This is a genomic window from Amycolatopsis rubida (assembly GCF_900115345.1).
Lineage (GTDB): Bacteria > Actinomycetota > Actinomycetes > Mycobacteriales > Pseudonocardiaceae > Amycolatopsis > Amycolatopsis rubida.
The window spans coordinates 37,086-56,801 of the sequence record NZ_FOWC01000019.1 but is presented as its reverse complement, the minus strand read 5'-3'; the positions used below and the strand labels follow the sequence as shown (position 1 = coordinate 56,801).

Genomic DNA, 19,716 nt, shown 5'->3' with positions numbered 1-19,716 from the left:
CAGTCACCTCCGCTGTACGTGGCGCCGACGGACCGCCGCCGGAAGGCGCCCCTCGAATGTCTCCGGGGGCATCAACGACTCCGGCATTCCCGCGCGCGACGCCGGACGAGGCCGCCGTCCGCCAGCGCCTACGACTCGATCCGCGATTCCCCGGAATACCACACGGAGCTTTCTTCGAACAACCACTAATTGCACAAAAAAACATGCGACATAACGTTGAACAACCGCTCGCGGCCACTCCTGAAACCTGCTGTATTCCGCGTAGATCTCCACGGTACCAGCTACCGTGAACTTTTCGCGAAAAAGCGGCCGTCTGAGTGACGGACCGGAAGCGGTGTCACGTTCCGTCGACAGAATGAAGAAACCCGCGCCACCATTTCTCGCCGAGGGGACGCGTTCGGTCGGATCGGACGCGGACGGGGACTGCTCGGCACGAACGCTACGCCCCGGAGACAACAGCGGTCCGCAGGTTCGGGTCGGCCAGAATCGCCGGCTCGGCGAACAAGCAGTCCCGGACCGCGCCGCGGGCGAACAGCGCCTGCTGGTCGGCGAAATGCGGGGAGGCCGGGTCGCTCGATTCGGAGAAGGTGAGCAGCCCCTTGGCGACCGGACCGCGTCCGGTGAACTGGACCGCGAGCAGCATGCTCGTGCCGGTGTTCACCGGGTAACCGGCCTTGGTCAGCCCGCCGCCGGCGCCGGGCGGGACGACCGGCTCGGTCGTGGTTCCGGGTTCCGCGGTGTACTCGGCCACGTCGAGCGCGCCCAAGGTGTCGGGCGCGCCCGGCACCGGAAAGTCCCGGCCGCGTTTCTCACTGTGCTGCACCGCGCCGAGCGCTACGTCGAGCGGGAACCCGGCTGCTTCCAGCGTCCGCCGCGCTTTGTCCAGCGCTTGGCCGAGCACCTTCGGATCAGGCTTCGGCCCCCCGGGGGTATGCACGGGATCACGCGGATCGAAGGCGGAACTCAGCAACGGCCCCGGCGCGACCAGCGCGTCCGGATACGCCGCCAGCACGCCCGCCATAGTTTCCCTCCACAGGACCGAACCCCTGCTGTGCACGGAAAACCGGCCATCCCAGCCATCCAGCACCGCGCACGCTTTGACCACGTCGCGCCAGCCGTCCCCGGCCGACCCGGCGTGCTCGCGGCACAGGTCACGCACCGGCCCCAGCAGCAGCCGCGAACTCAGCGTTTCGTTGGAAAGGACCGCCGACACCAGATCGCCGAGGCCGAATCGCCGGTGCGGCCCGGGATCGGCGAGCAGCATGGCGTTGAACCGAGCGCGCGCGGGCAGTGCCGCCCGTTCTTCGCCCAGCTGCGCGGGAAATCCTTCGATCGGCTGCCGAGGATTCGCGATCCACGGACTGTTGTTCGCGTTGAAGACGTAATCACGCCGGGTCAGCCGCGGCCAGCGCGAGGCGGGCAGCAAGCCCGGTGCCGCCGCCCCGGGCTCGATCAGCCAGTCCTGACCGGGATCACTGCCGTCGAGCAGGCCGATCGGGCTCGCCAGCCACGCCGCGGTCGCCGCGGGCGAGAGATCCGGAGTGCTCGCCGCGTCGCCGTACCAGGTCGCCCCCGCGCGGTCCGCCGCCACGGTGTTCAGCCACGCGGTGCCGTACTTGGCGTTCAGGGCGGCGACTTCGGCGACACTGCTGGATTTCGCGACAGCGAGCCAAAAGTCCAGCTGCCGGACGTTGCCGGCGTTCGCGTCGCGGTACTCGACGGCGCTGGTCGTGCGCCAGCCGTATGCGGGATCCAGCGAGGACAGGTCCACGATGGGCCCGTGCGCGCCTGACCACATCGTCCGGGTCAGCACGACGGTCCCTCCGTCCGGCTCCCGGACCGGCACGGACACCGTCTTCGCACGCATGCGCAGCACCCGATCGCCGACGCGGTAGCTCGTTGGGTCTCCCGGCGCCAGCTTGAGCTCGGCGAACGTGTACCTGGCACCCGGAGCGACAGTGTGCGTCCAGGCCACTCGTTCGTTGAAGCCGATCTGAATCCCGGGCAGGCCGCCGACCCCCGCGCCGTAAACGTCCAGCACTCCGGGAACGGTGAGCTGGCTCTCCCACAACCGCAGCTCGCCCTGCCAGGGGAAGTGCGGATTGGCCAGCAGCGCACCCCGCCCGCTCGCCGATCGTTCGTCGCCGATCGCCCAGCCGTTGCTGCCCACACCCGCAGTGGCGCCTTTCGCCGCGACCAGTCTCCTGGCCGCGTTGGCCACCACGTCCGGCGGGACATGCACATCCTTCGCCCCTCCGGCACCCGGCGGCTGTGCCACAGCGATCGCGGGAAGCAGTGCACGCCCGCTCGACACCAGAGCCAGATCCTGCTGATAGGCAAGGAGATCCACGGGCGAAATGGGGCCGATCCACTGCGCTCCCGCACACCATCCGCGGACCGCCGCGGGTCCGACGGTCCTCAGGTACCGGTTGTATCCTGCGGCGTAACCCGCGAGCATGGCCCGGGCGCCGGCCGACAGCTTCGGCAATTCCTGCCCGGCCCGGTCCGTCAGGCCCAGCGTCCGGTACGCGATGTCCGACGACAGGTACCGGTCGCCCGGACCGCGACCCAGCCACCGCGAGCGCTCTCCACGCACCTTGACGACCTGGTCGGCGAGATCGCACAGCCGGTCCTCGGCATAGGCCCAGCCCTGCCCGAACGACACGCTGCCCACATCCGCGGCCAGAATGTGCGGTACCCCGTAACTCGTTCGCCGGATCTCCGCCCGGTAGCCGATTTCGGAAACAGTCTCCGGCCGATTCGATGGAATTGCGGCAAACGCAGGCGTTGCCACTGCGGAAACCGCAGCCGGGGCCGCGATTTCCAGCGCTCCGATCAACAACGAAACGATGCCGCACGCGACGACCTTCATCATCTGGCAACACCCTGTCTCTCGCACTGGGCGAAACGTCTTGCGCACAGCCGGCAACCGTCTGAGCATTTCACGCGCACGCGGCGGCCCGAGCCATCCGCACCAACGCGCGGGCCGCCGGAAACGGAGGTCCGCCGCAGCCGAACCGAAGGCGAAGTTCGACGACTTCCCAGTCGCACCCTAGAAGTGCCCGGCATCCCAGGGCAAGGCTCAGCGTCGCGAGTCGCGCCCTGCCAGCGGCATCGCCGGTGACGCGCCGCGCTCGCCAAGGGGTACATGCGCACGTCCGCGAACGATCGGTCCCCTGCGCAACTCCTGCGCAGTAACGATCGGCCGGTTCGCCGGTCGAATCGTGACTGCTCATGCCCAAATTGCCGCCGATTGGGTTAATTCCCGTTCAGAGCCTTCGGAAATCCAGTCGATCGCACGTCGCCGACGCTTGACGCGCAAAGTCTCGGCACCCCGAAACGGCCGGTATCGGCCCAGCGCCAGCGCAGCTTGAACACCAGAGCGCTGCTGTGGCACGGAGGCTGGTGTCGTGTGATTTTACTTTGTTCACCTTGGTTTGATGGTAGCTGGTGTTGGCTGGCGGGGCGGGGTTGACAGTGGACCAGCAGGCTGAGTTGCGGGGCTTGGCGAACAGCCCGGATGTGGCGGCGACGGTGGGTACCCGGGCGCGGATCGTGCTCTGGCATGCCGAGGGACGGCTGAAGAAGCACATCGCGGTTCTTGCCGGGGTGTCGCGGCCGACGGTGGATCGGTGACTGGCCAGCTGTGCCGCGGACGGGATCGCGGGGCCGCCGGATCATCGTCCTGGAGCGGGCGGCGAGCAGGTGTCCGCGTCGGTCCGGGCTCGGGTGCTGGCCCTGTCGCGCACGTCGCCGCCGGCGGGGTCGGGCTTGTCGCACTGGTCGTCGAGGGAGATGGCCGGCTGCGTCACCCGCACCGAAGGCGGGTCGATCTCGCATCATTAGGTGGCGAAACTATGGCGGGACAACGGATCGGCACCGCACCGCAGGACACGTTCAAGATCGCCAAAGATCCGGAGTTCGCGGAGAAGGCCGCCGGCATCGTGGGCTTGTATCTGGAGTCGCCTGGTGGCGCGATCGCGCTCAGCATCGACGAGAAGACGCAGGTGCAGGCCTTGGACCGGACCCAGCCGCTGCTGCCGATCACCTTCGGCAAGACCGAGAAACGCACGTGCGGCACGGCGTGACCAACCTGTTCGCCGCGTTGCACATCGGCACCGGCGAGGCCAGCGGGGAGTGCTGCCCCGTCCGCGACGCCGCGAACTTCCTGACCTTTCTGGAGAAAGCGGTGAAACCCCACGCGGGCAAGGAGATCCACGGGGTACTGGACAACCTGTCCACCCACCCCGCTCCCGGCATCCAGAAGTGGCTGGCTGCCAACCCGAACGTCCGGCTCCACTTCACCCCGAACGGTGCCGCGTGGGTCAACCAGATCGAAACCTGGTTCGGGATCATCACCCGCCAATCCATCCGGCGCGGCACCTTCACCAGCGGCAAATCAAACAGATCCGCGACTACATCACCCACTGGAACACCAACCCCAAGCCCTTCGCCTCGACCGCCACCGCAGAGGAGATCCCGGCCCAGGTCCGCCTCGTCCATGCCAACGTCAAAAAGCTCGTCGACAACAACGGAAAGTAAGAACATCAGGTTCACGAGACACTAGAGCTCTGCCACGTGATTTCGGCAGTCTCGCGAGACTCCGGACAGGCCGCTTCGCCCTGGCCGCAGCCGAACTCGCCGACCTACGCCCGGGCACGCTTGCCCGATCGGCTTCCACGGCAGCATCAGCGATCTCTTCCCGCGGCGGAAGATCGGACGCGCCTCAGCTCAGACTGGAGCCTGCGGTCGGCACACGCACTCCGGCCGTCAATCGGCCTGACCGTCGATCCGCATCCAGGCGTGTCGTCGACCCAGCCGTCTTCGCCGAAGCCTTACAGCCACCGACACAGCCTCGAACCTTCGCCTGAAGGCTCGCCCGAGGATCCGCATGCTAGAATACGGCCACATCATTAGATCATGGCGAGCGTCACCTTATGCATTTAGCGCCGAGGAGGAGCTTGTGCCAAAGACATTGCCGGACCATCCGAATCTGGAGCAATTGCGCAAGCAGGCGAAAGAGCTGCGAAAATCAGCAATTAATGGCGACACGGAAGCCATGAAGGCTATCAACGCGATCTTCCCCGCAAGCTAGTCTCGGCGCAGCCCAAACAGCGATCGCCTACGGGTTCCGCGACTGGTCAGCGCTGAAAGCGGAGATCGACCGCAGAAGCTCGATGACATAACAGGGTTGCGAAAAATGATCCCCCCAGTCCGACTTGCGGGGGATACCGCATCGGCAGGCGCAGCCAACGTTGACGCCGTCTGCAGCCTCAACGTTGCCGACCAGAACCGACGACGCACCGACCTGCGGCACCGCAGCGCTGCGCGACCTGGACACCGACGCGCTCGCGTCTGCTATCACCACAGGGATCCTCCGACACAGAGCGATAAAACCGGACTTCCCTCCTGCTTCGTCGAACGCAACGGCCCCTTCGCCGCGCCGCTGGCGCGGAAGGCGAGCAGCTCGGCTGGAACCAGCGGTGAACCCGTGAGCGATTCGGCGGGCTGCGACTTTCCTGCTGTCTGCGCAACTGGCCGACAGGTCACCGGATCCGCGCCTGTGTCCAGATTCGACCCGCACGCTGGAAGCCCCAGCCCGCTGCCCGCATCAGCATCCCGCCGTATCCGCCCCGAGCTGAGCACCGTCACCCGGTCCGCATTCAGCCCGAACCAGGAAGGATGGACGACAACGGCGAAGCCGGCAACGGCTCCTCCGCCGTCGGCGTGCCCTCAGGCGAAAGCGCCGTGACCACGGGACCGCCCCGCGGTTCGGCCGGAGGATCACTCACCGGCATCGACGGAGCACTTCCGCAAGCTGCAAGGCCAGCCACTGAGGACGGTGTCATCAGCCGCCACGGCCGATGAAATAGCTGTTCAGCTATCGCGTGCCAGCGTCTAGGACCCGGACCTCCCCGAATTCGCGACTGCGTAAAGAATCTAGCGCAAGACCCGATCTGCGTGGGACCGTTTCCTCCAACCTCGCCGGACTTCGCGACGGCGGGCCGCTCCGTTGAAGCGCCCGTACTTCGAGATCCACCGGGGCCCGCCGGGTCGAACTCTTCGCCCCCTCGGAATCTGATTGGGCGTCTTGACAGACCCCCGGGAGGCAAAGGTCTTCCGGCTACGTCGGGGATGCCTCCACGGCAGGCTGGATCACGGCAAGATGACCGCATGGCGAACTCGACTAAGGGACAGTTGTGGGATCCGGGCCGCGCGGCGCGGCGATGAGCTGAGGTCGCTGCATGACTGGCTGAGCCGCGAAGACGAACTGTGCGGTCGCGTGCGTTGCGCCCACGACAGCCTTGAGCCCGGCCAGCGGGGCGGCATGCTCGACGCGCTCGTAGTTGCCGCCGGTCCCGGCGGGATGGGCGCGGTGCTGGCAGGCACCTTGTCGTCTTGGATCGCGCACCGCCGTTCCGATATCAAGGTGACGATCACCAGCGAAGACGGCCGGAAGGTCGAACTGGACGGGCACCGGGAGCGGGGCGAGCAGCGCGTCGCGACGGTTCCGAAATTCCCGGCTGGGTGGAGCCAATGCTGGCGTAACCGGACGGCGGCCGGCTTCGCGAAGGCCTGGACTGGTCCTACGAGTACAAGCTGGACGGCTTCCGGGCCTGCATGCGGATCGCGCCGGACGGAACCACCGCACTGGCGAGCCGTAACGGCATCGACTTCACCGACGAGTTCGCGAGTATCGCCGACGTCCTCGCCCCGGCACTCGACGGTAGCGCAGCAGTGCTAGACGGCGAGATTGTGGTCTACAACGAGGCCGGGCAACCGGATTTCGGGCTGTTGCAGGAGCGTCGCGGCCGATGGCACAGCCGCCGCAGCGCCGCTCGCGGCGAGCCGTTCGACGACCTTCCGGTCCGGTTCCTCGCGTTCGACCTGCTGCGCCTTGGCACGGAATCGCTGCTGCGCGCCCCCTACGACGAACGCCGACAGCAGCTGCTGGCGTCGCCGATGCCCGACCCGTACCGAGTGTCGGTGGTGCGCGCGGTCACCTTCACCGAACTCGACGCCGATCGCCGCACGCCCGCCGACCTGCTCGCGCACGTAGCCACCTCCGGCCACGAAGGACTCGTCGCGAAGAACCGCAGTGCGCCCTACACACCGGGCAAACGCACCGACGCCTGGCTGAAGCACCCGCTGGTACAGACCGCTGAGGTGGTCGTGTGCGGGTGGCACCCCGGGCAGGGCCGTATCGCCGGGACGGCTGGCGGGCTGCTGCTCGGCGCGCACGAGCCCCGCACCGGCGATCTGCTCTACATCGGGGACGTGGGCACGGGACTGTCCGACCGCGAACGCGAAGACCTGCGGGCGCGGCTGGAATCCCTCGAACGCGCACGGCACCCGTTCGCCGCCGAGCCGCCGCGCGCGGACGTCCGCCGGGCCCGGTGGGTCGAGCCGACGATGGTCGGCGAGGCCGTGTACCGGAAGTTCACCCGCGGCGCGGGACGTCTGCGCCACACCGCCTGGCGCGGACTGCGCGAGGACAAGCAGCCAAGCGAGGTCACCGTCCCGGCCACGCCGGACACGACAACCGCACGGCCGGAACAAGCGGCACGGGTGCCGGCACCGAAATCGCGTGCGGCCGTACCGGCGCAGCCGTCGGGCGACAAGATCGCAGTCCGGGTCGAAGACCGGCAGCTCACACCGTCCAATCTGAACAAAGCGCTGTACCCGGCGGCCGGATTCACCAAAGGCGAAGTCATCCGGTACTACACGCTGATCGCCCCGGCCGTGCTCCCGCACTTCGCGGGAAGGCCCATCACCATCGTCAGATACCCCGACGGGGTCGAGGGACAGCGGTTCTTCGAGAAGAACATCCCGCGCGACGCGCCCGCCTGGCTGCCGACCGCCCGGCAGCGGATCCTGCAACAGCACCAAAACCATCGGCTGCGCTCTGTTCGACGAACTGGCGGCACTGGTCTGACCCGCCAACCTCGCCGCACTCGAACTGCACGTCCCTCAATGGACAGTCGGCACCCGCGGGCAGCGGCGGACGCCGGACCGGGTCGTGTTCGGTCTCGACCCCGGTCCCGGCACCTCGATCGTCGAGTGCGCCAGAATCGCCGAACGACTCCACGACGTCCTCGTCGACGACGGCCTCGCACCGGTCGCCAAGACCAGCGGCTCCAAAGGAATGCAGGTCTACGCCGGAGTGCGCACCCGTACCGCCGACCGGACATCGGCCTACGCGCAATCTCTCGCACTGCGGTTCGCCGCCGGGACACCGGGCCTGGTTACCGCGAAAATGGCCAAGTCCCTGCGCACCGGAAAAGTGTTCATCGACTGGTCCCAGAACAACCCCGCCAAAACCACCATCGCCCCCTGCTCGCTGCGCGGCCGCGATCAGCCCACGGTGTCGACTCCGATCGCCTGGTACGAGGTCCGCGCCTGCACCCGCCCCGAAGACCTCGTCTTCACCGCCGACCAGGTTCTCGATCGTGTCTCCGCATCCGGCGACCTCTTCGCCGCGCTCGACACGACCCGCGCCCCGCTCCCGTAACGCTGCCGCTTCGGCTCGTCGCGGTCACGTCGAGCCCTGCCGTGCCCCATGCCGCCGAAGACTACCGACCTTCGCAGTAATCCGTCGGAAATCAACCTTCCGCTCAACTGCGACGTTCGCCAACGGCGCGATCCAGCACGGCTGTGCTGGTTGCACTGATGGAAGGGCAAAGCGCGGATACCGGTTTCCGCGGCGGTCCGACGTCAGCCTGGCGGAATGCGAGGCGATGGCCGTCGGCAAGACCGGCGTGGTCATGGACTGCGCGTGCGGGTTCGGATCGCTCTCCTGCGGTGGCAGTGAGCAGGTTGCCTGCCTTGCCGCGGCGGGCAGGCGCATGGGCCTGGCCTTCCAGCTGGTCGACGATCTCCTGGGGATCTGGGGTGCGTCCGCGGTCACCGGGAAGCCGGTTTCGAAGCCAGGAGCAATGTCAAGGATGGGAAGTTCGACTCCGTTGATGGAAACCGTGTTTTTTGTCCGCTGGCACACCGTCCCGCCGGGAAATAACTTGCGGCGGCCCTTCTGGTTTCGGTCTGCTACGCCGCATGATTCTTGCGCATGGCCGGCGTTTCCGGCTTTTCGACGCCGGACGCGGTGTAGTACTGGCCGGCGTCCTGCGAATACCTCTGGAAGCAGGCAGTCCGCTCGGCGAAGTACCGCGGTGCCCAAGCCGTCGGGAAGCAGCGCTTCTGGCCGGCCACCAGCAGCTCAAATCGATTTGCCGGGCCCGCGATTGTCGGCGACGTACCAGGACCGGAGTCCTTGTTTCGAGAATTTCCCCGTGGCGGTCTTGGGTATCTCGTCGAGGAAGAACACCTGGTCCGGCAGCCACCACGAAGCCACCCGGGCGCGGAGGTGATCGCGCACGGTCTCGACGGTGGGCGTGGCCCCCGGACGGGCGACGACACAGGCCACCGGGCGTTCGCCCCATTTTTCGTCGGCGACGCCGAAAACCGCGGCTTCGGAGACGTCAGGGTGGTCCATGATGGCGTTCTCCAGCTCGACGGACGAGATCCACTCGCCTCCGGACTTCACGAGGTCTTTGGTGCGATCGACTATGCGGAGGTAGCCGTGACGGTCCACCGTGGCCACGTCACCGGTACGCAGCCACCCGTCGTCGGTGAACCCGTCCGCGACGGCCCGCGAGCCGAAATAGCGGGCGACGATGGTGGGGCCGCTGACTTGCAGCTCGCCGGACGTGCGTCCGTCCCAGGACACCTCACGTCCGTCGTCGCCGACGATGCGGACCTCGGTGAGCGGAACGGCCGGTCCCGGCGTACCCAGCAATGCGCGCCGCTGCTCGGGGGTACACCGGTCGTGCGCGGTGCCGACGCGGGAGGCGGTGACCACCGGGCTGGTTTCGGTCATGCCCCAGGCGTTGGTCAACGGCACACCGATGGTGTCCTGGTAGCCACGGGTGAGTGCTTCGTCGACCGCGCCGCCGCCGCAGACGATCTGCCGCACGGCGGGCAGGTCATGCCGGCCGAGCACCGGCAGCAGCCCGCGCCAGACGGTGGCGACCGCGGCGCCGAAGGTGACCTGATGGCGGGCGAGCATCCCCGCCAGTTCCGGCGGTGTCATCGCCGGACCGGGGAGGACGAGGCCGGCCCCGCAGAGCATGGCGCTGTAGGGCAGGCCCCAGGCGTTGACGTGGAACATCGGCACGATCGGCATGACCACGTCGCGTTCGTTGATGCCGAAGGTGTCGACCATCAGCAGCAGGCAGGCGTGCAGGACGATCGAACGGTGGCTGTAGAGCACGCCTTTGGGAGCGCCGGTGGTACCCGAGGTGTAGCACAGCGCGGCGGCGGTGTTTTCGTCGGCGACGGCGAACTCATGCCCCGGGTTCGCCGCCCGGCCGAGCAGGTCTTCGTAATCGACGACACGGGCGTCCTCGGGAATCTCGGCGTCGCTGCCGTCGTCCATCACCACCACTGCGCGCACGGTGGTGAACGTGTCGACCAGCGGCCAGATGGCGGGGAGGATAGACCGGTCGACGAACAGCACGTCGTCGGCGGCGTCGTTGACGACATAGGTGATCTGCTCGCCGAAGAGCCGGTGGTTGATGGTGTGCAGCACTCGCCCGGTGCAGGGCACCGCCAGGTACAGCTCAAGATGGCGGTGGCTGTTCCACGCGAATGTGCCGACCCGGGCTTCGGCCGGCACGCCGAGTTCGTCCAGGGCCGCCGCCAAACGCCGGGTCCGCGCGCACACCTCGGCCCAGGTCATGGTCGTCTCCCCGCCGACGCGACCGGACACCACGGTCTTGTGCCCGAAGCAGCGTTCGGCTCGCCGGAAGACATGCGGCAGGGACAACGGACGGTCTTGCATCAATCCGAGCATCTGTGAAGAACCTTTCAAATACGCCGGCCGGAACGACCGGGGCTCGCGGCTTCAGCGAGTGCAGACGAAGCTCGCGGCGTTGTCCGCGTCGCCGGAGCGATACCTGGGCCACTCCGGGTACTGGCAAAGCGGACGCGTGCGGTGGTGCTTCGCGTCGGCCACGACCGGATGCGCAGGCGGCTTTCCCCCTTCGGCCCAGCGCTCGAGCGCGGAGAGCGAATCCCAGCCGGCCGCGAACGCGGGTGTGCCGAAGTTCGCGTGGTTCGCCCCGGGCACGACGTAATACCGCAGGAATCCACTGGTCTGCTTGGCGCCCACCACATCGCGCACACGCTGGTAGTAGTCACTCGTCGAACGGGGAGAGACCAGCTCGTCCGCCGCGCCGTGGAGCATGATCAGCTTGCCGCCGGCCCGGGCGAACGGCCGAAGATCCGCGTCGTTGCGGTCCTCGAGCGTGGACAAGTAGCTGATTCGGCCGAGCCATTCGCCGGGATGGCGAGGATCGACGTCGAGAGCGTTGTGGTGCGCGTCCCGGGTCAGGAAATACTTCACCCATTGATCCCAGAACTGCATTCCGTAGCCGCTGGTGGCCGGCATGGGGTTGGCCGGAGCGGTGGTGCCGAACCCGACGAACGGCGACCTCATGTCGGCCCCGGAAAGGAACGGGAAGCCGGGGTACCCGGTCTCGCCGCTGGCGATCCGGTACGGCCATTCGAAGGCGGAGGACATCGCCCGCACCGCAGTGATCTGCGGATCCGACAGGCAGGCCGGCCCGGTATCGGCCCCGCCGGGGCAGCGAAGTGCGCGCGGGTCGAAATGACAGCCCGCCGGGTTCGAGACGAGCTGGTCCCGGACACCGTCCAGGCCGTCGCATGCGGCCAGGACGCTGTCGTACAGAAGTGTTTGCTTCGCGGCACCGGGAAAAGCGCCGGGCCGGGACAAGATCTGTGTCAGATACCCCAGGTCCAGGATCTCGCTGAGGTTGTTCCAGGCGGGATAGGCCGCGATCACACCGTCGAATGCCGTCGGCCACCGCTGAGCGACGTTGAGGGCTTCGCGGCCGCCGCTCGATCCGCCCGCGAAGTAGATCTCGACGGGTTCCGTCCGGTAGGCCTGCCGAATGAGGAAAAGGCTCGCGTCGCGCGTCTTCTTGAGCGCGTCTCCGGCGGCGAAGTTTGCCAGCGCCTCGTCGTTCGCGCCGAACGACCCGTCCAAGGTCGGCCGGGCGTCTGGACTCTGCTGGTGGCCGGAGTCGCTGGCGAATGTCGCGTACCGCCGGGCCAGCGGAACCGGTCGGTTCGCAGGGCCGAAAGGCACGTTCGCCGTCAGGTCGGGGATGGTGCCGTCGAAGCCGCCACCGCCGAACATCATGGCCTTGCGGTTCCAGCCGGAAGGCAAGTCGACGCGCATCTTGATGTGCGGAGCCGACGAATCAACGGGAAAGATGTCAGCGTCGACCTGGCAGTACTCGACAGTCTCGCCACTGACGAGACTGCGCACCACCGACGTCGACTCGACGCGGCCGCCGATTGTCGGGAGGCTCATCGCCGATGCGGGGATCTTCATCTGGTCCAGCCCGGCGCATCCCGGCACCGCCGTCTGGTACGCAGCCCCGGTCGACGTCGTCGCGGTGGCGGCCCCGGCCCCGCTGAAGGCGAACATTCCTGCCAGCGGAACCGTGGCCGCTAGCGTGACGAGCCGGCCAGCTTTGCCGCGCCTTCCCGATATTCTCCTCATAAAACCCTCACTCTCCGCATCATTCAGGCGCCGGAGGTCCGTGTTTCCGCGCTCGGACGAGTCTCAGCGATAGAGGTGCGCACCCGGGACGGCGTGCGGATCGGCACGGACCTCGGCGGGGTTCGTCTCCGGCAGGAACCATGCGCTGGCGAACGTGACCAGTCCCATGATCAGGATGTAGGCGGCGACCGGCATGGTGCTGCCGGTCTTGGCGATGAGCGCGGTCATCAGGAACGGGGTGCCGCCGCTGACGATGATCGCGGAGAGCTGATAGGCAAGCGATGCTCCCGAGTAGCGCACGTTGGGCGCGAAGAGCTCACTGAGAAAACTCGCGATCGGGCCGTAAGTGAGGCACTGGAACACGAAACCCACCAGCACCGCGACGAAGATCAACGGAAGCGAGGCAGTGTCCACGAGCAAGAAGTACGGGAACGCCCAGACGGCGACGCCCAGGCCGCCGATCAGGATCAGTGGCCGGCGGCCGACCTTGTCCGAAAGGTGACCAGACCAGGGAATCGTCGCGAGCATCGCCGCGGAGCCGGCCAGCACGACCGCAAGCAGGGGGTCGCGCTCGAGTCCGAGCGAACCGGTGCCATAGCTCAGAAGGCCGGAGACGCTGATGTAGAAGAGACTGTTGGTGGCCGAGAGGATCCCGCAGCCGAGCAGGATCGTTCCCCACTTGTTCCGGACAACCTGTGCGAGCGGCGCGCTTTGCACGGCGTTGTCCGGCCTCGACGCCGCCCGTTGCAGCTGACGGAACTCGGCGGTGTCCTCCACTTTGGCCTGAATGTAGACGACGACCGCGAACATCACGACGCTGACCAGGAACGGGAGGCGCCAACCCCAGCTGAGGAACGCCGCGTCCGGCATCAAGCCGCTGGCAGCCACGAAGATCAGATTCGAGATGATCACGGCGACCGGAACGCTGGTCTGCCCGAAGGTGCCGGCGAAGCCGCGCCGCTTGGGACTGGCGGACTCGGTGAGAAGCAGCACGATGCCGCCCCACTGCCCGCCGGCCGCAAGCCCCTGCACGAAGCGCAGCGCGACCAGCAGCACCGGGGCCAGTGTTCCGACCGCCGCCGCGCTCGGAAGACAGCCGATCAGGAAGGTCGCGGACCCCATCACGGCCAAGCAGGTGACCACGACCGGCTTCCGCCCGTATTTGTCGCCGAGGTGCCCGGCGAGCACCCCGCCGATCGGCCGCGCCACGAAGCCTGCCCAGAACGTGCTGAACGCGAGCAGCGTGCCGGTCAGAACTGAGGAATGCGGGAAGAACACGCGGGGGAACACGAGCGCCGCCGCGGTGCCGTAAAGAAAGAAGTCGTACCACTCGATCGAACTTCCGGCGAGTCCTGCGGCCAGCAGTTTGCGGAACGCCCGGCGTGGAGTCGCGGGCAAGCCGGCGTAGCCGGGCTGTCCTTCGGGGTGGGCGAGCGGGATTGCCATACATGCCGCCTTCGTCGAGAGCGGGGACGGTGATGGCGGCCAGGTTAAGTCGCCGTTACCCTGCCGTTGCAGGTGCGTATCATCCACAACTCACGCCTGCTCGGTGGGTCTTTCTGCCACCGGGTATCCGGAAAGGACAGCGCTGTGGCGAACGAATCCGCCGGTGAACCGGAGTCTTCCTCCCTGATGCGCCGACAGCGCGAGCTGGCGTCGTTGTACGCGACGGCCAAGTCGCTCACCGCGTTGGGCGAGCTCGATGCGGTACTGCGGTCGATCGTCCGCCACGCCCACGATCTGATCGGCGCGGACTTCACCTACCTCTCGCTGGTCGGTGCGGACGGGAGGCTGTCGGCGAGGGCGGCGGAAGGAACGATCTCCGCTTCCTTCCTCGCCGCGCATGTTCCGGCCGACGTGGGGCTCGGTGGCAAGGTACTGGCTTCCCGGAGCCCGCACTGGGTGCGCAACTACGCCAGTGCGACCTCGATCGACCGCGACCCGGGCTTCGACCGGGTGGCCTCGGCCGAGGCGCTGGTCGCACTTCTCGGCGTGCCACTGGTGATCCGCGGTGAAGCGGTGGGTGCCTTGTTCGCCGCGGACCGCTCCGAGCGAGCCTTTCCGGCCGAGGAAATCGCACTGCTGAGCGCCTTCGCCGATCACGCTGCAGTCGCCCTCGACAACGCCCGGCTCTACGAGGCGAGCCGGACCGCGTTGCAGGAGTTGCAGGCCGCGTACCAGAAGATCGAGGAACACGTGACCGTGATCGAGCGGGCGCAGACCAGCCACGAGGCCTTGACCGGCGCCGTCCTGGACGGGGCGACACCAGGCGAGGTCGCGCAGCTGCTTGCCGATCAACTGGGTGGGCGCATCACACTGCTGCACCGGACCGGTGCCGTTCTCGTCCACCGAGCCTCAACCTCGAGTCCCTGCCCGAAGCCTTCGGAGATCGAGCTGGCCGACGCGGTCGAGAACGCGCACCGCTCGGGCCGCTGCACGACCTCGGTCGACCCGGCTGGAATCGCTCTCAGCGTGGCGGCAATCCGGGCCGGCGACAGCCGCCTCGGCGCGCTGGCTTGGAGCCGGGAACCGCCCGCGCAGCAGGACTCACCGGACGACACGGACCTGCGCACCCTGGAGCGCGCCACCCACATCATGGGGCTGCTCATCCTCAAGGAGCGGGCCGTCGCCGAGGCCGGCGAGCGATTGACCGGCGAGCTGCTGACCGAACTCATGGTCGGCAGCCCGGCGATCAACCCGGCTCAGCGCGCCCGCGCCCGGGCCCGCAACATCGACGTCGACCGGCTGAACCTGGTCCTCGTCGCGGACTCCCCCGCGATGCCGGCAACCGATCTCGCCCGCTACTTGCACGACATCGCCCGCGATCGCGGCGGGCTGGCCGGGGAACACCTCGGCAAGGCCACGATGATCCTGCACAGCACCGACGACGACCAGACCGCCGAGGAGATCCACCATCGACTGCACCGCACCTTGGCCGGCCCGGTCGCGGTCGTCGGAGAACGGGCGCTCGGCCAGCACTGGTCCCGCGCCTTCGCGCTGGCCAGCCGCTGCAGCGCGGTGATGCGCGCGATCGGGCACACCGACCTGGGTGCCACGACGGGTCGCTATGCCTTGTATGCCATGATCTTCGACGCCGAACGGGCGCACGAACTCGACCGTTTCCTCGCCGATTCCATCGGCCCGCTCCTCGACTACGACCAGCGACGCGGTACCGACCTGGTCAGCACCCTCAGTGCCTACTTCGTCCACCACGCCAACGTCGCCGCGACCGCACGGGCGTTGCACGTACACGTCAACACCCTGCTCAAGCGGCTGGACCGGGTCAGCGACATCCTCGGCCTCGACTGGCGTCACGAGAACGACCTCGAACTGCAACTCGGCCTCCGCTTGCACCAGCTCAGAGCGAACACCCTCGGCACGGTGTGAGCCGCCGCCCTGCGCCATGCGGTCAGGCCCCATGCCGGACGGCACAATGCGCGCGGCAGCGCGGCCGGTCGGATGATTGTGCCGCGGCGGAGTTCGACGGTTGCTCCGGCCAACCGCTCAAGAGCGCGGCGCACGGTGGTCAGGTCGATGAAAGGCCTGGCGAACCTCGGCATGTCGTCGATTCCGACGACGGTGGGCGCATCCGGTAAGCCCTGTTCACGGGCCGTACACACGACTTCCGTCGCGATCACGCCGTTGCCGAACACGATCGCGGCCGGACGGTCCTCCCGGCCAGGCGGCCACCGGGCCGCCGCCCCGCCCTCGTCGTGGTCGAATGCAGGACCTCGTCCCGCCGGGCTTGGCTACCGCACACCCGGACGTTCACGACCGGTCGACGTCACCACCGGCCGTTGGCGCCGCGGAATTGGTCACTGCAGGAGTATCTGCCGGAGTATTAAGAAGCCATCGAAGCAGTGTTGCGGGCTTCTTCCGTCCGCGCCACGTTCAGGGCGCGCCGTCCTGATGCCTCTGGATCATCGTGTCCGGTGCGATCGCGTCCGGCCGGTCGCTGACCTGTCCGTCGACGATTTCGACGACTCGCCATTGGCCGTCCGCCGGCGGATTTCCCGGAGCGCGGAGCAGGATCTGTGGCGCGAACAACAAGCCGTTCACACACCGATGAGGTTTTCGCGCCTCTCCCGTCTGTATGGGTGCGATCGACACACAGGCGGCCGGCATGACACGGAAAACTGATCTTCGGCATGACCCTGACGCTGGACGGCTACATCGCCGAGGCCGGTGCCGACATCGGCTGGAGCGGGCAACGCGCGCCGCAGGTGCGGCAGTTTCAGCCGCTTCGTCAGGGCGACGGCTGCGGCGAGGGCGTCGCCGGCGGGGCCGGCGACGCGGAGTCCAGTGGTCATCAACGGTCGCCGAAGCGCGGGTCGGCCCAGTCGGCGTAGGCGCGGCGGATCGTGGTCGACCCGTAGGCCCGGCACAGCCAGGCCAGCGCTGTCGTGGGGAACGGGTCCGCCCTGTTGGGCAGGCTGGCAATCGCGCCGAGCACCAAGTTCTCGAAGTCGACTTCACCGAGCCAGGACAGCGAGTTTCCCTCTTGACCTGCGGTTTCACCATGCCGACATGTGCGTGACGCGCCGTCGGACCGGCGGTGAAAATTCACTTGTTCGCTTCATCGCCAGCTTATCGGTTCTCCGTAAGGGTGCGCTGGAGTTTGAGGGCCTCGGCCGGAATATGCCCCAACGGGGCAATGGTGACGTATTTGCGCACGTGGGGTCGCCCAAAGCGTTTGCATCCGCCCCAGCCGATGCCATCACTGGTGGTGATCATCATCCAGGCTCACTGCCCCTTTGGGGCGTATCCCGGCCGAGCCCCTGAGACAGCCGATGGATGGTCGCCCACCGGCGCGCCCTGCTACGCCAGCGGTGCCGCGCCGGCGTTCCTGTGGACGGAGAAACCGCTGCGCGAGCAGGGGCTGCGCCCGGCCGCCGGAGCGGCGGACGCGTTCGTCCAGTCCCAGCACGGGCTCGCGGCGCTCTATCTGATCGCCGCCTGCGTGCTGGACAACCCGGCCGCGTGGCCACCTCCCCGTCCTGCCGAAGGCGAGCCCGCAGCAGCCACTCCGCCGTGGTGGCCGTGACTGTCCAGGCGGATTCGACAACGCCAGCGCCAGGCCGCCGCCGCGGCGGCAGAGCAAGAACGCCGGGACAGCCAGGGCTCCGCGGTGAGCACCGGCGTGATGCTCACCGCGGTCGGCGTCCTGGCCGTCGTGATCGGCTGGGGCACCTGGTGGATCGCCGCAGGCGTCGTCGCGATCCTGCTGGCGATCTGCTCCTTCGTCTACGCCAACGACATCTGAACCTCGTTCAGGCGAGAAGGGGGTCCTGCGGCCAACGCAGGACCCCCTTCTCGCTTCGGCCCGTTTCCGAAGGAGCGGCCGGTTCGCGAGGGCACCGGTTGATGCCTGGCCAGGCGTACAGTGCGCGTTTCAGCCGGGCGTGGAGGTCGGCGGGCTGCCTGACCAGCTGTCTCACGAGAGTCGGCGGCTCGTGACACCGTCCTGACGACGGGCCGTCTCAGGTCGCGACCGCGGCGCACCCGCGCCGGGACGGGGACTCCCGGCCCGGCGCGGCACAGAGCCCGAGCGCGCCGCAGATCTCGTCCTCGGGCACGCCGTTCTCCAGCAGCGCTGCCACCGCGCCCCCGTATGTCTCCAGGAGCTCACGGCACTTGCCCTGCTCGGACTCGGGAAGCCAGTTGCACGCGTTGCTGATCATGGTCGCGATCCGTTCCGGGTTCGTGCTGCCGTCCAGCGCCGTCGTCAGGTAGTGCAGGAAGTACTCGCAGAACGCGCACGCCTCGCCGGTCGCCGCCGCGGGCCCGGAGGGGACCGCGGTCCTGGCCGTCGCCGCTGAACGCGCTCCCGTGGCGGCGGACGCCACCGGACCGGCCGCCAGCGCCAGCACCGCTGCCAGGCACATCGCGGTCCATGCCGTACGGGCACGCATCACCCTCACCTCGTTTCGATCGAACGACCCACCGAACACCGGACCATCCCTGCCTAGCACTCCCGGCCGGGCCGGGGTACCGGGCTCACCCGACGGTGTTCGTCATCGATCCGGGTCGCGGCCGTGCTGCGGCGCGGTCACGTCTGCGCCGCGACCCCCCAGCTCTGTCACGAACAGGTGTTCGAGAACGATGCGGTGGTCGTGACCGTTGCCGACGACCGTGCGGGCCCGGGAGCCCGGTGCGCGGGCTTCTGGAGGGCTGGCGCGCCGACGTCGAGGCCGAGCCGCTCGCGCCGGGCCTGGACGTGCCGGCGATGCGCCTCGGCTGGCTGGCCAGCCGGGGCCGGGACCGTGCGCGACCAGGCGCCGAGCCGGCCCGCCGCACGGCCTGACCTGCCCGCCGCGGCCGCAGCCTGGGGCCGCGCCGGACGGTTTGCCGCCAGTAGGTCCGTGCGGGCGCATGCGGATTCGCGTGAGTGGCACTGCCGCCCGCCGCGAGTGGCCGCGTGCCCCCATGGGGCCACTGTCGGCAATCCGCTGAGCCCACTTTGGGCCGAGCGGATTGCGCGGGGCGCGTGTCGGTTCTCCGGTCGGAGTGATTGTCGGGAATGCCATTTTGTACCCGGCCGGTAACGGATAGGTTGGGCTCGTCCACACGCGACAGGAGAAGAGGGCGGGACTTCTCCCCGTCGCGAGCGCGGTATCCCACGAGAGCGTTACTCCAGATTCACACAATGTCGGGAGGGTCGAGCGAGGGGCCGGACGTCCCGCGGGTTCGGAATCCGCGGTGCCGAATCAGGACAATTTCGTTTTCCCCGTGCCCGGACCGAGGTCCGGGCACGGCGAGGCGAGGACTCGCCGCCGGGGAACACCCGCACAGACAGGATCCGTATGCGCATAGCTCGCGCATGACCACCTCCGCCCCGGACCTCCCGCCTCCCCGGCGGGACCGGCCGCACCGGCGGGACCGGCCGCTCCGCGCTCGCCGCCCTGACCTCCACCGCCGCGTTCAGCAACCCGCGCCTGTCCGTTCGCGACCGCCACACCGTGCTGTTCGCGATCGCGAGCCTCAGCGACGGCACCCTGACCCGGGCCTACACGGCCGTGCTGGACCACTCCACACTCGCCTACCGCACACCACACGAAACCCGCCTGAACTACCGTCACCACCACGCCCACGCGGCATAAAACCCAGTGACCGACCCCCCGGGGAAC

The 19,716-nt window shown here is 68.2% G+C and carries 19 protein-coding genes and 3 pseudogenes; 14 read left to right on the top strand and 8 right to left on the bottom strand.

What is annotated here, in order from left to right; genetic code table 11:
* Positions 1-439: 439 nt before the first annotated feature.
* Complete coding sequence (locus BM362_RS40850; RefSeq protein ID WP_093576790.1) at positions 440-2,875, bottom strand: penicillin acylase family protein; 2,436 nt, start codon at positions 2,873-2,875, stop codon at positions 440-442.
* Positions 2,876-3,477: 602 nt separating this feature from the next.
* Here BM362_RS40850 and BM362_RS48560 point away from each other — a divergent pair.
* The 8 genes and pseudogenes from BM362_RS48560 to BM362_RS49680 all read left to right on the top strand — a co-directional run.
* On the top strand, positions 3,478-3,636 hold the full coding sequence (locus BM362_RS48560; protein WP_208865487.1) for a helix-turn-helix domain-containing protein: 159 nt from the start codon (positions 3,478-3,480) through the stop codon (positions 3,634-3,636).
* 221 nt (positions 3,637-3,857) lie between these two features.
* On the top strand, positions 3,858-4,088 hold the full coding sequence (locus BM362_RS48555) for a hypothetical protein (protein ID WP_208865486.1): 231 nt from the start codon (positions 3,858-3,860) through the stop codon (positions 4,086-4,088).
* Positions 4,085-4,567, top strand: a complete 483-nt coding sequence (locus BM362_RS48550) for a transposase (RefSeq protein WP_208865485.1) — start codon at positions 4,085-4,087, stop codon at positions 4,565-4,567. Before BM362_RS48555 ends, BM362_RS48550 begins: the two co-directional genes overlap by 4 nt.
* Before the next feature lie 396 nt (positions 4,568-4,963).
* Positions 4,964-5,095: a hypothetical protein gene (locus tag BM362_RS50155; protein WP_280142773.1), complete on the top strand. Its 132-nt coding sequence runs from the start codon at positions 4,964-4,966 to the stop codon at positions 5,093-5,095.
* A gap of 1,071 nt (positions 5,096-6,166) precedes the next feature.
* On the top strand, positions 6,167-6,745 hold the full coding sequence (locus tag BM362_RS50855; RefSeq protein ID WP_425285770.1) for an effector-associated constant component EACC1: 579 nt from the start codon (positions 6,167-6,169) through the stop codon (positions 6,743-6,745).
* A pseudogene (gene ligD / locus BM362_RS50420) lies at positions 6,628-7,830 on the top strand (non-homologous end-joining DNA ligase LigD); the annotation flags it as partial. The gene BM362_RS50855 and the pseudogene ligD (BM362_RS50420), both read left to right, overlap by 118 nt.
* Before the next feature lie 130 nt (positions 7,831-7,960).
* Positions 7,961-8,512, top strand: coding sequence for a non-homologous end-joining DNA ligase LigD (gene ligD, locus BM362_RS50415; protein ID WP_342029840.1), 552 nt, complete (start codon positions 7,961-7,963; stop codon positions 8,510-8,512).
* Between the two features lie 226 nt (positions 8,513-8,738).
* A pseudogene (locus BM362_RS49680) lies at positions 8,739-8,861 on the top strand (hypothetical protein); the annotation flags it as partial.
* A 184-nt stretch (positions 8,862-9,045) separates the two neighbouring features.
* Here the strand turns inward: BM362_RS49680 and BM362_RS47970 are convergent.
* The 4 genes from BM362_RS47970 to BM362_RS40820 form a co-directional block, all read right to left on the bottom strand.
* Positions 9,046-9,210: a hypothetical protein gene (locus tag BM362_RS47970; RefSeq protein ID WP_167545624.1), complete on the bottom strand. Its 165-nt coding sequence runs from the start codon at positions 9,208-9,210 to the stop codon at positions 9,046-9,048.
* 7 nt (positions 9,211-9,217) lie between these two features.
* A complete protein-coding gene (locus BM362_RS40830) occupies positions 9,218-10,852 on the bottom strand; it encodes a long-chain fatty acid--CoA ligase (protein WP_093576789.1) in 1,635 nt (544 codons plus the stop codon).
* A 51-nt stretch (positions 10,853-10,903) separates the two neighbouring features.
* Positions 10,904-12,514, bottom strand: a complete 1,611-nt coding sequence (locus BM362_RS40825) for a tannase/feruloyl esterase family alpha/beta hydrolase (protein WP_093576788.1) — start codon at positions 12,512-12,514, stop codon at positions 10,904-10,906.
* Positions 12,515-12,652: 138 nt separating this feature from the next.
* Complete coding sequence (locus BM362_RS40820; protein WP_093576787.1) at positions 12,653-14,035, bottom strand: MFS transporter; 1,383 nt, start codon at positions 14,033-14,035, stop codon at positions 12,653-12,655.
* Between the two features lie 144 nt (positions 14,036-14,179).
* Here BM362_RS40820 and BM362_RS40815 point away from each other — a divergent pair, with 144 nt between their 5' ends.
* Complete coding sequence (locus BM362_RS40815) at positions 14,180-15,976, top strand: helix-turn-helix domain-containing protein (RefSeq protein WP_244287445.1); 1,797 nt, start codon at positions 14,180-14,182, stop codon at positions 15,974-15,976.
* Here BM362_RS40815 and BM362_RS50920 read toward each other — a convergent pair.
* A pseudogene (locus tag BM362_RS50920) lies at positions 15,901-16,269 on the bottom strand (hypothetical protein); the annotation flags it as partial. The gene BM362_RS40815 and the pseudogene BM362_RS50920 sit on opposite strands and share 76 nt — an antisense overlap.
* Before the next feature lie 211 nt (positions 16,270-16,480).
* Complete coding sequence (locus BM362_RS47965; protein WP_167545623.1) at positions 16,481-16,648, bottom strand: ATP-grasp domain-containing protein; 168 nt, start codon at positions 16,646-16,648, stop codon at positions 16,481-16,483.
* A gap of 89 nt (positions 16,649-16,737) precedes the next feature.
* Here BM362_RS47965 and BM362_RS50150 point away from each other — a divergent pair, with 89 nt between their 5' ends.
* The 3 genes from BM362_RS50150 to BM362_RS50145 all read left to right on the top strand — a co-directional run bounded on the left by BM362_RS50150 (position 16,738) and on the right by BM362_RS50145 (position 17,852).
* Complete coding sequence (locus BM362_RS50150) at positions 16,738-16,938, top strand: hypothetical protein (RefSeq protein WP_093576786.1); 201 nt, start codon at positions 16,738-16,740, stop codon at positions 16,936-16,938.
* A 362-nt stretch (positions 16,939-17,300) separates the two neighbouring features.
* Positions 17,301-17,633: a hypothetical protein gene (locus BM362_RS40805; protein ID WP_143132619.1), complete on the top strand. Its 333-nt coding sequence runs from the start codon at positions 17,301-17,303 to the stop codon at positions 17,631-17,633.
* An 84-nt stretch (positions 17,634-17,717) separates the two neighbouring features.
* Entirely contained in the window at positions 17,718-17,852 is a 135-nt protein-coding gene (locus tag BM362_RS50145; protein ID WP_280142772.1) for a hypothetical protein, read from the top strand.
* Between the two features lie 217 nt (positions 17,853-18,069).
* Here the strand turns inward: BM362_RS50145 and BM362_RS40800 are convergent, their stop codons facing one another.
* The gene (locus tag BM362_RS40800) at positions 18,070-18,501 is read right to left on the bottom strand and encodes a saposin domain-containing protein (RefSeq protein WP_143132618.1); all 432 of its coding nucleotides are present in this window, start codon (positions 18,499-18,501) and stop codon (positions 18,070-18,072) included.
* A 239-nt stretch (positions 18,502-18,740) separates the two neighbouring features.
* Between BM362_RS40800 and BM362_RS47955 the strand changes: the two genes are divergently transcribed.
* Together BM362_RS47955 and BM362_RS47950 are read left to right on the top strand one after the other, a co-directional pair.
* Positions 18,741-18,893 carry a hypothetical protein gene (locus BM362_RS47955; protein ID WP_167545627.1) on the top strand — a complete coding sequence of 51 codons (153 nt, stop codon included), beginning with the start codon at positions 18,741-18,743 and terminating at the stop codon, positions 18,891-18,893.
* 655 nt (positions 18,894-19,548) lie between these two features.
* Entirely contained in the window at positions 19,549-19,689 is a 141-nt protein-coding gene (locus BM362_RS47950; protein WP_167545626.1) for a hypothetical protein, read from the top strand.
* The last annotated feature ends 27 nt before the right edge of the window (positions 19,690-19,716 follow it).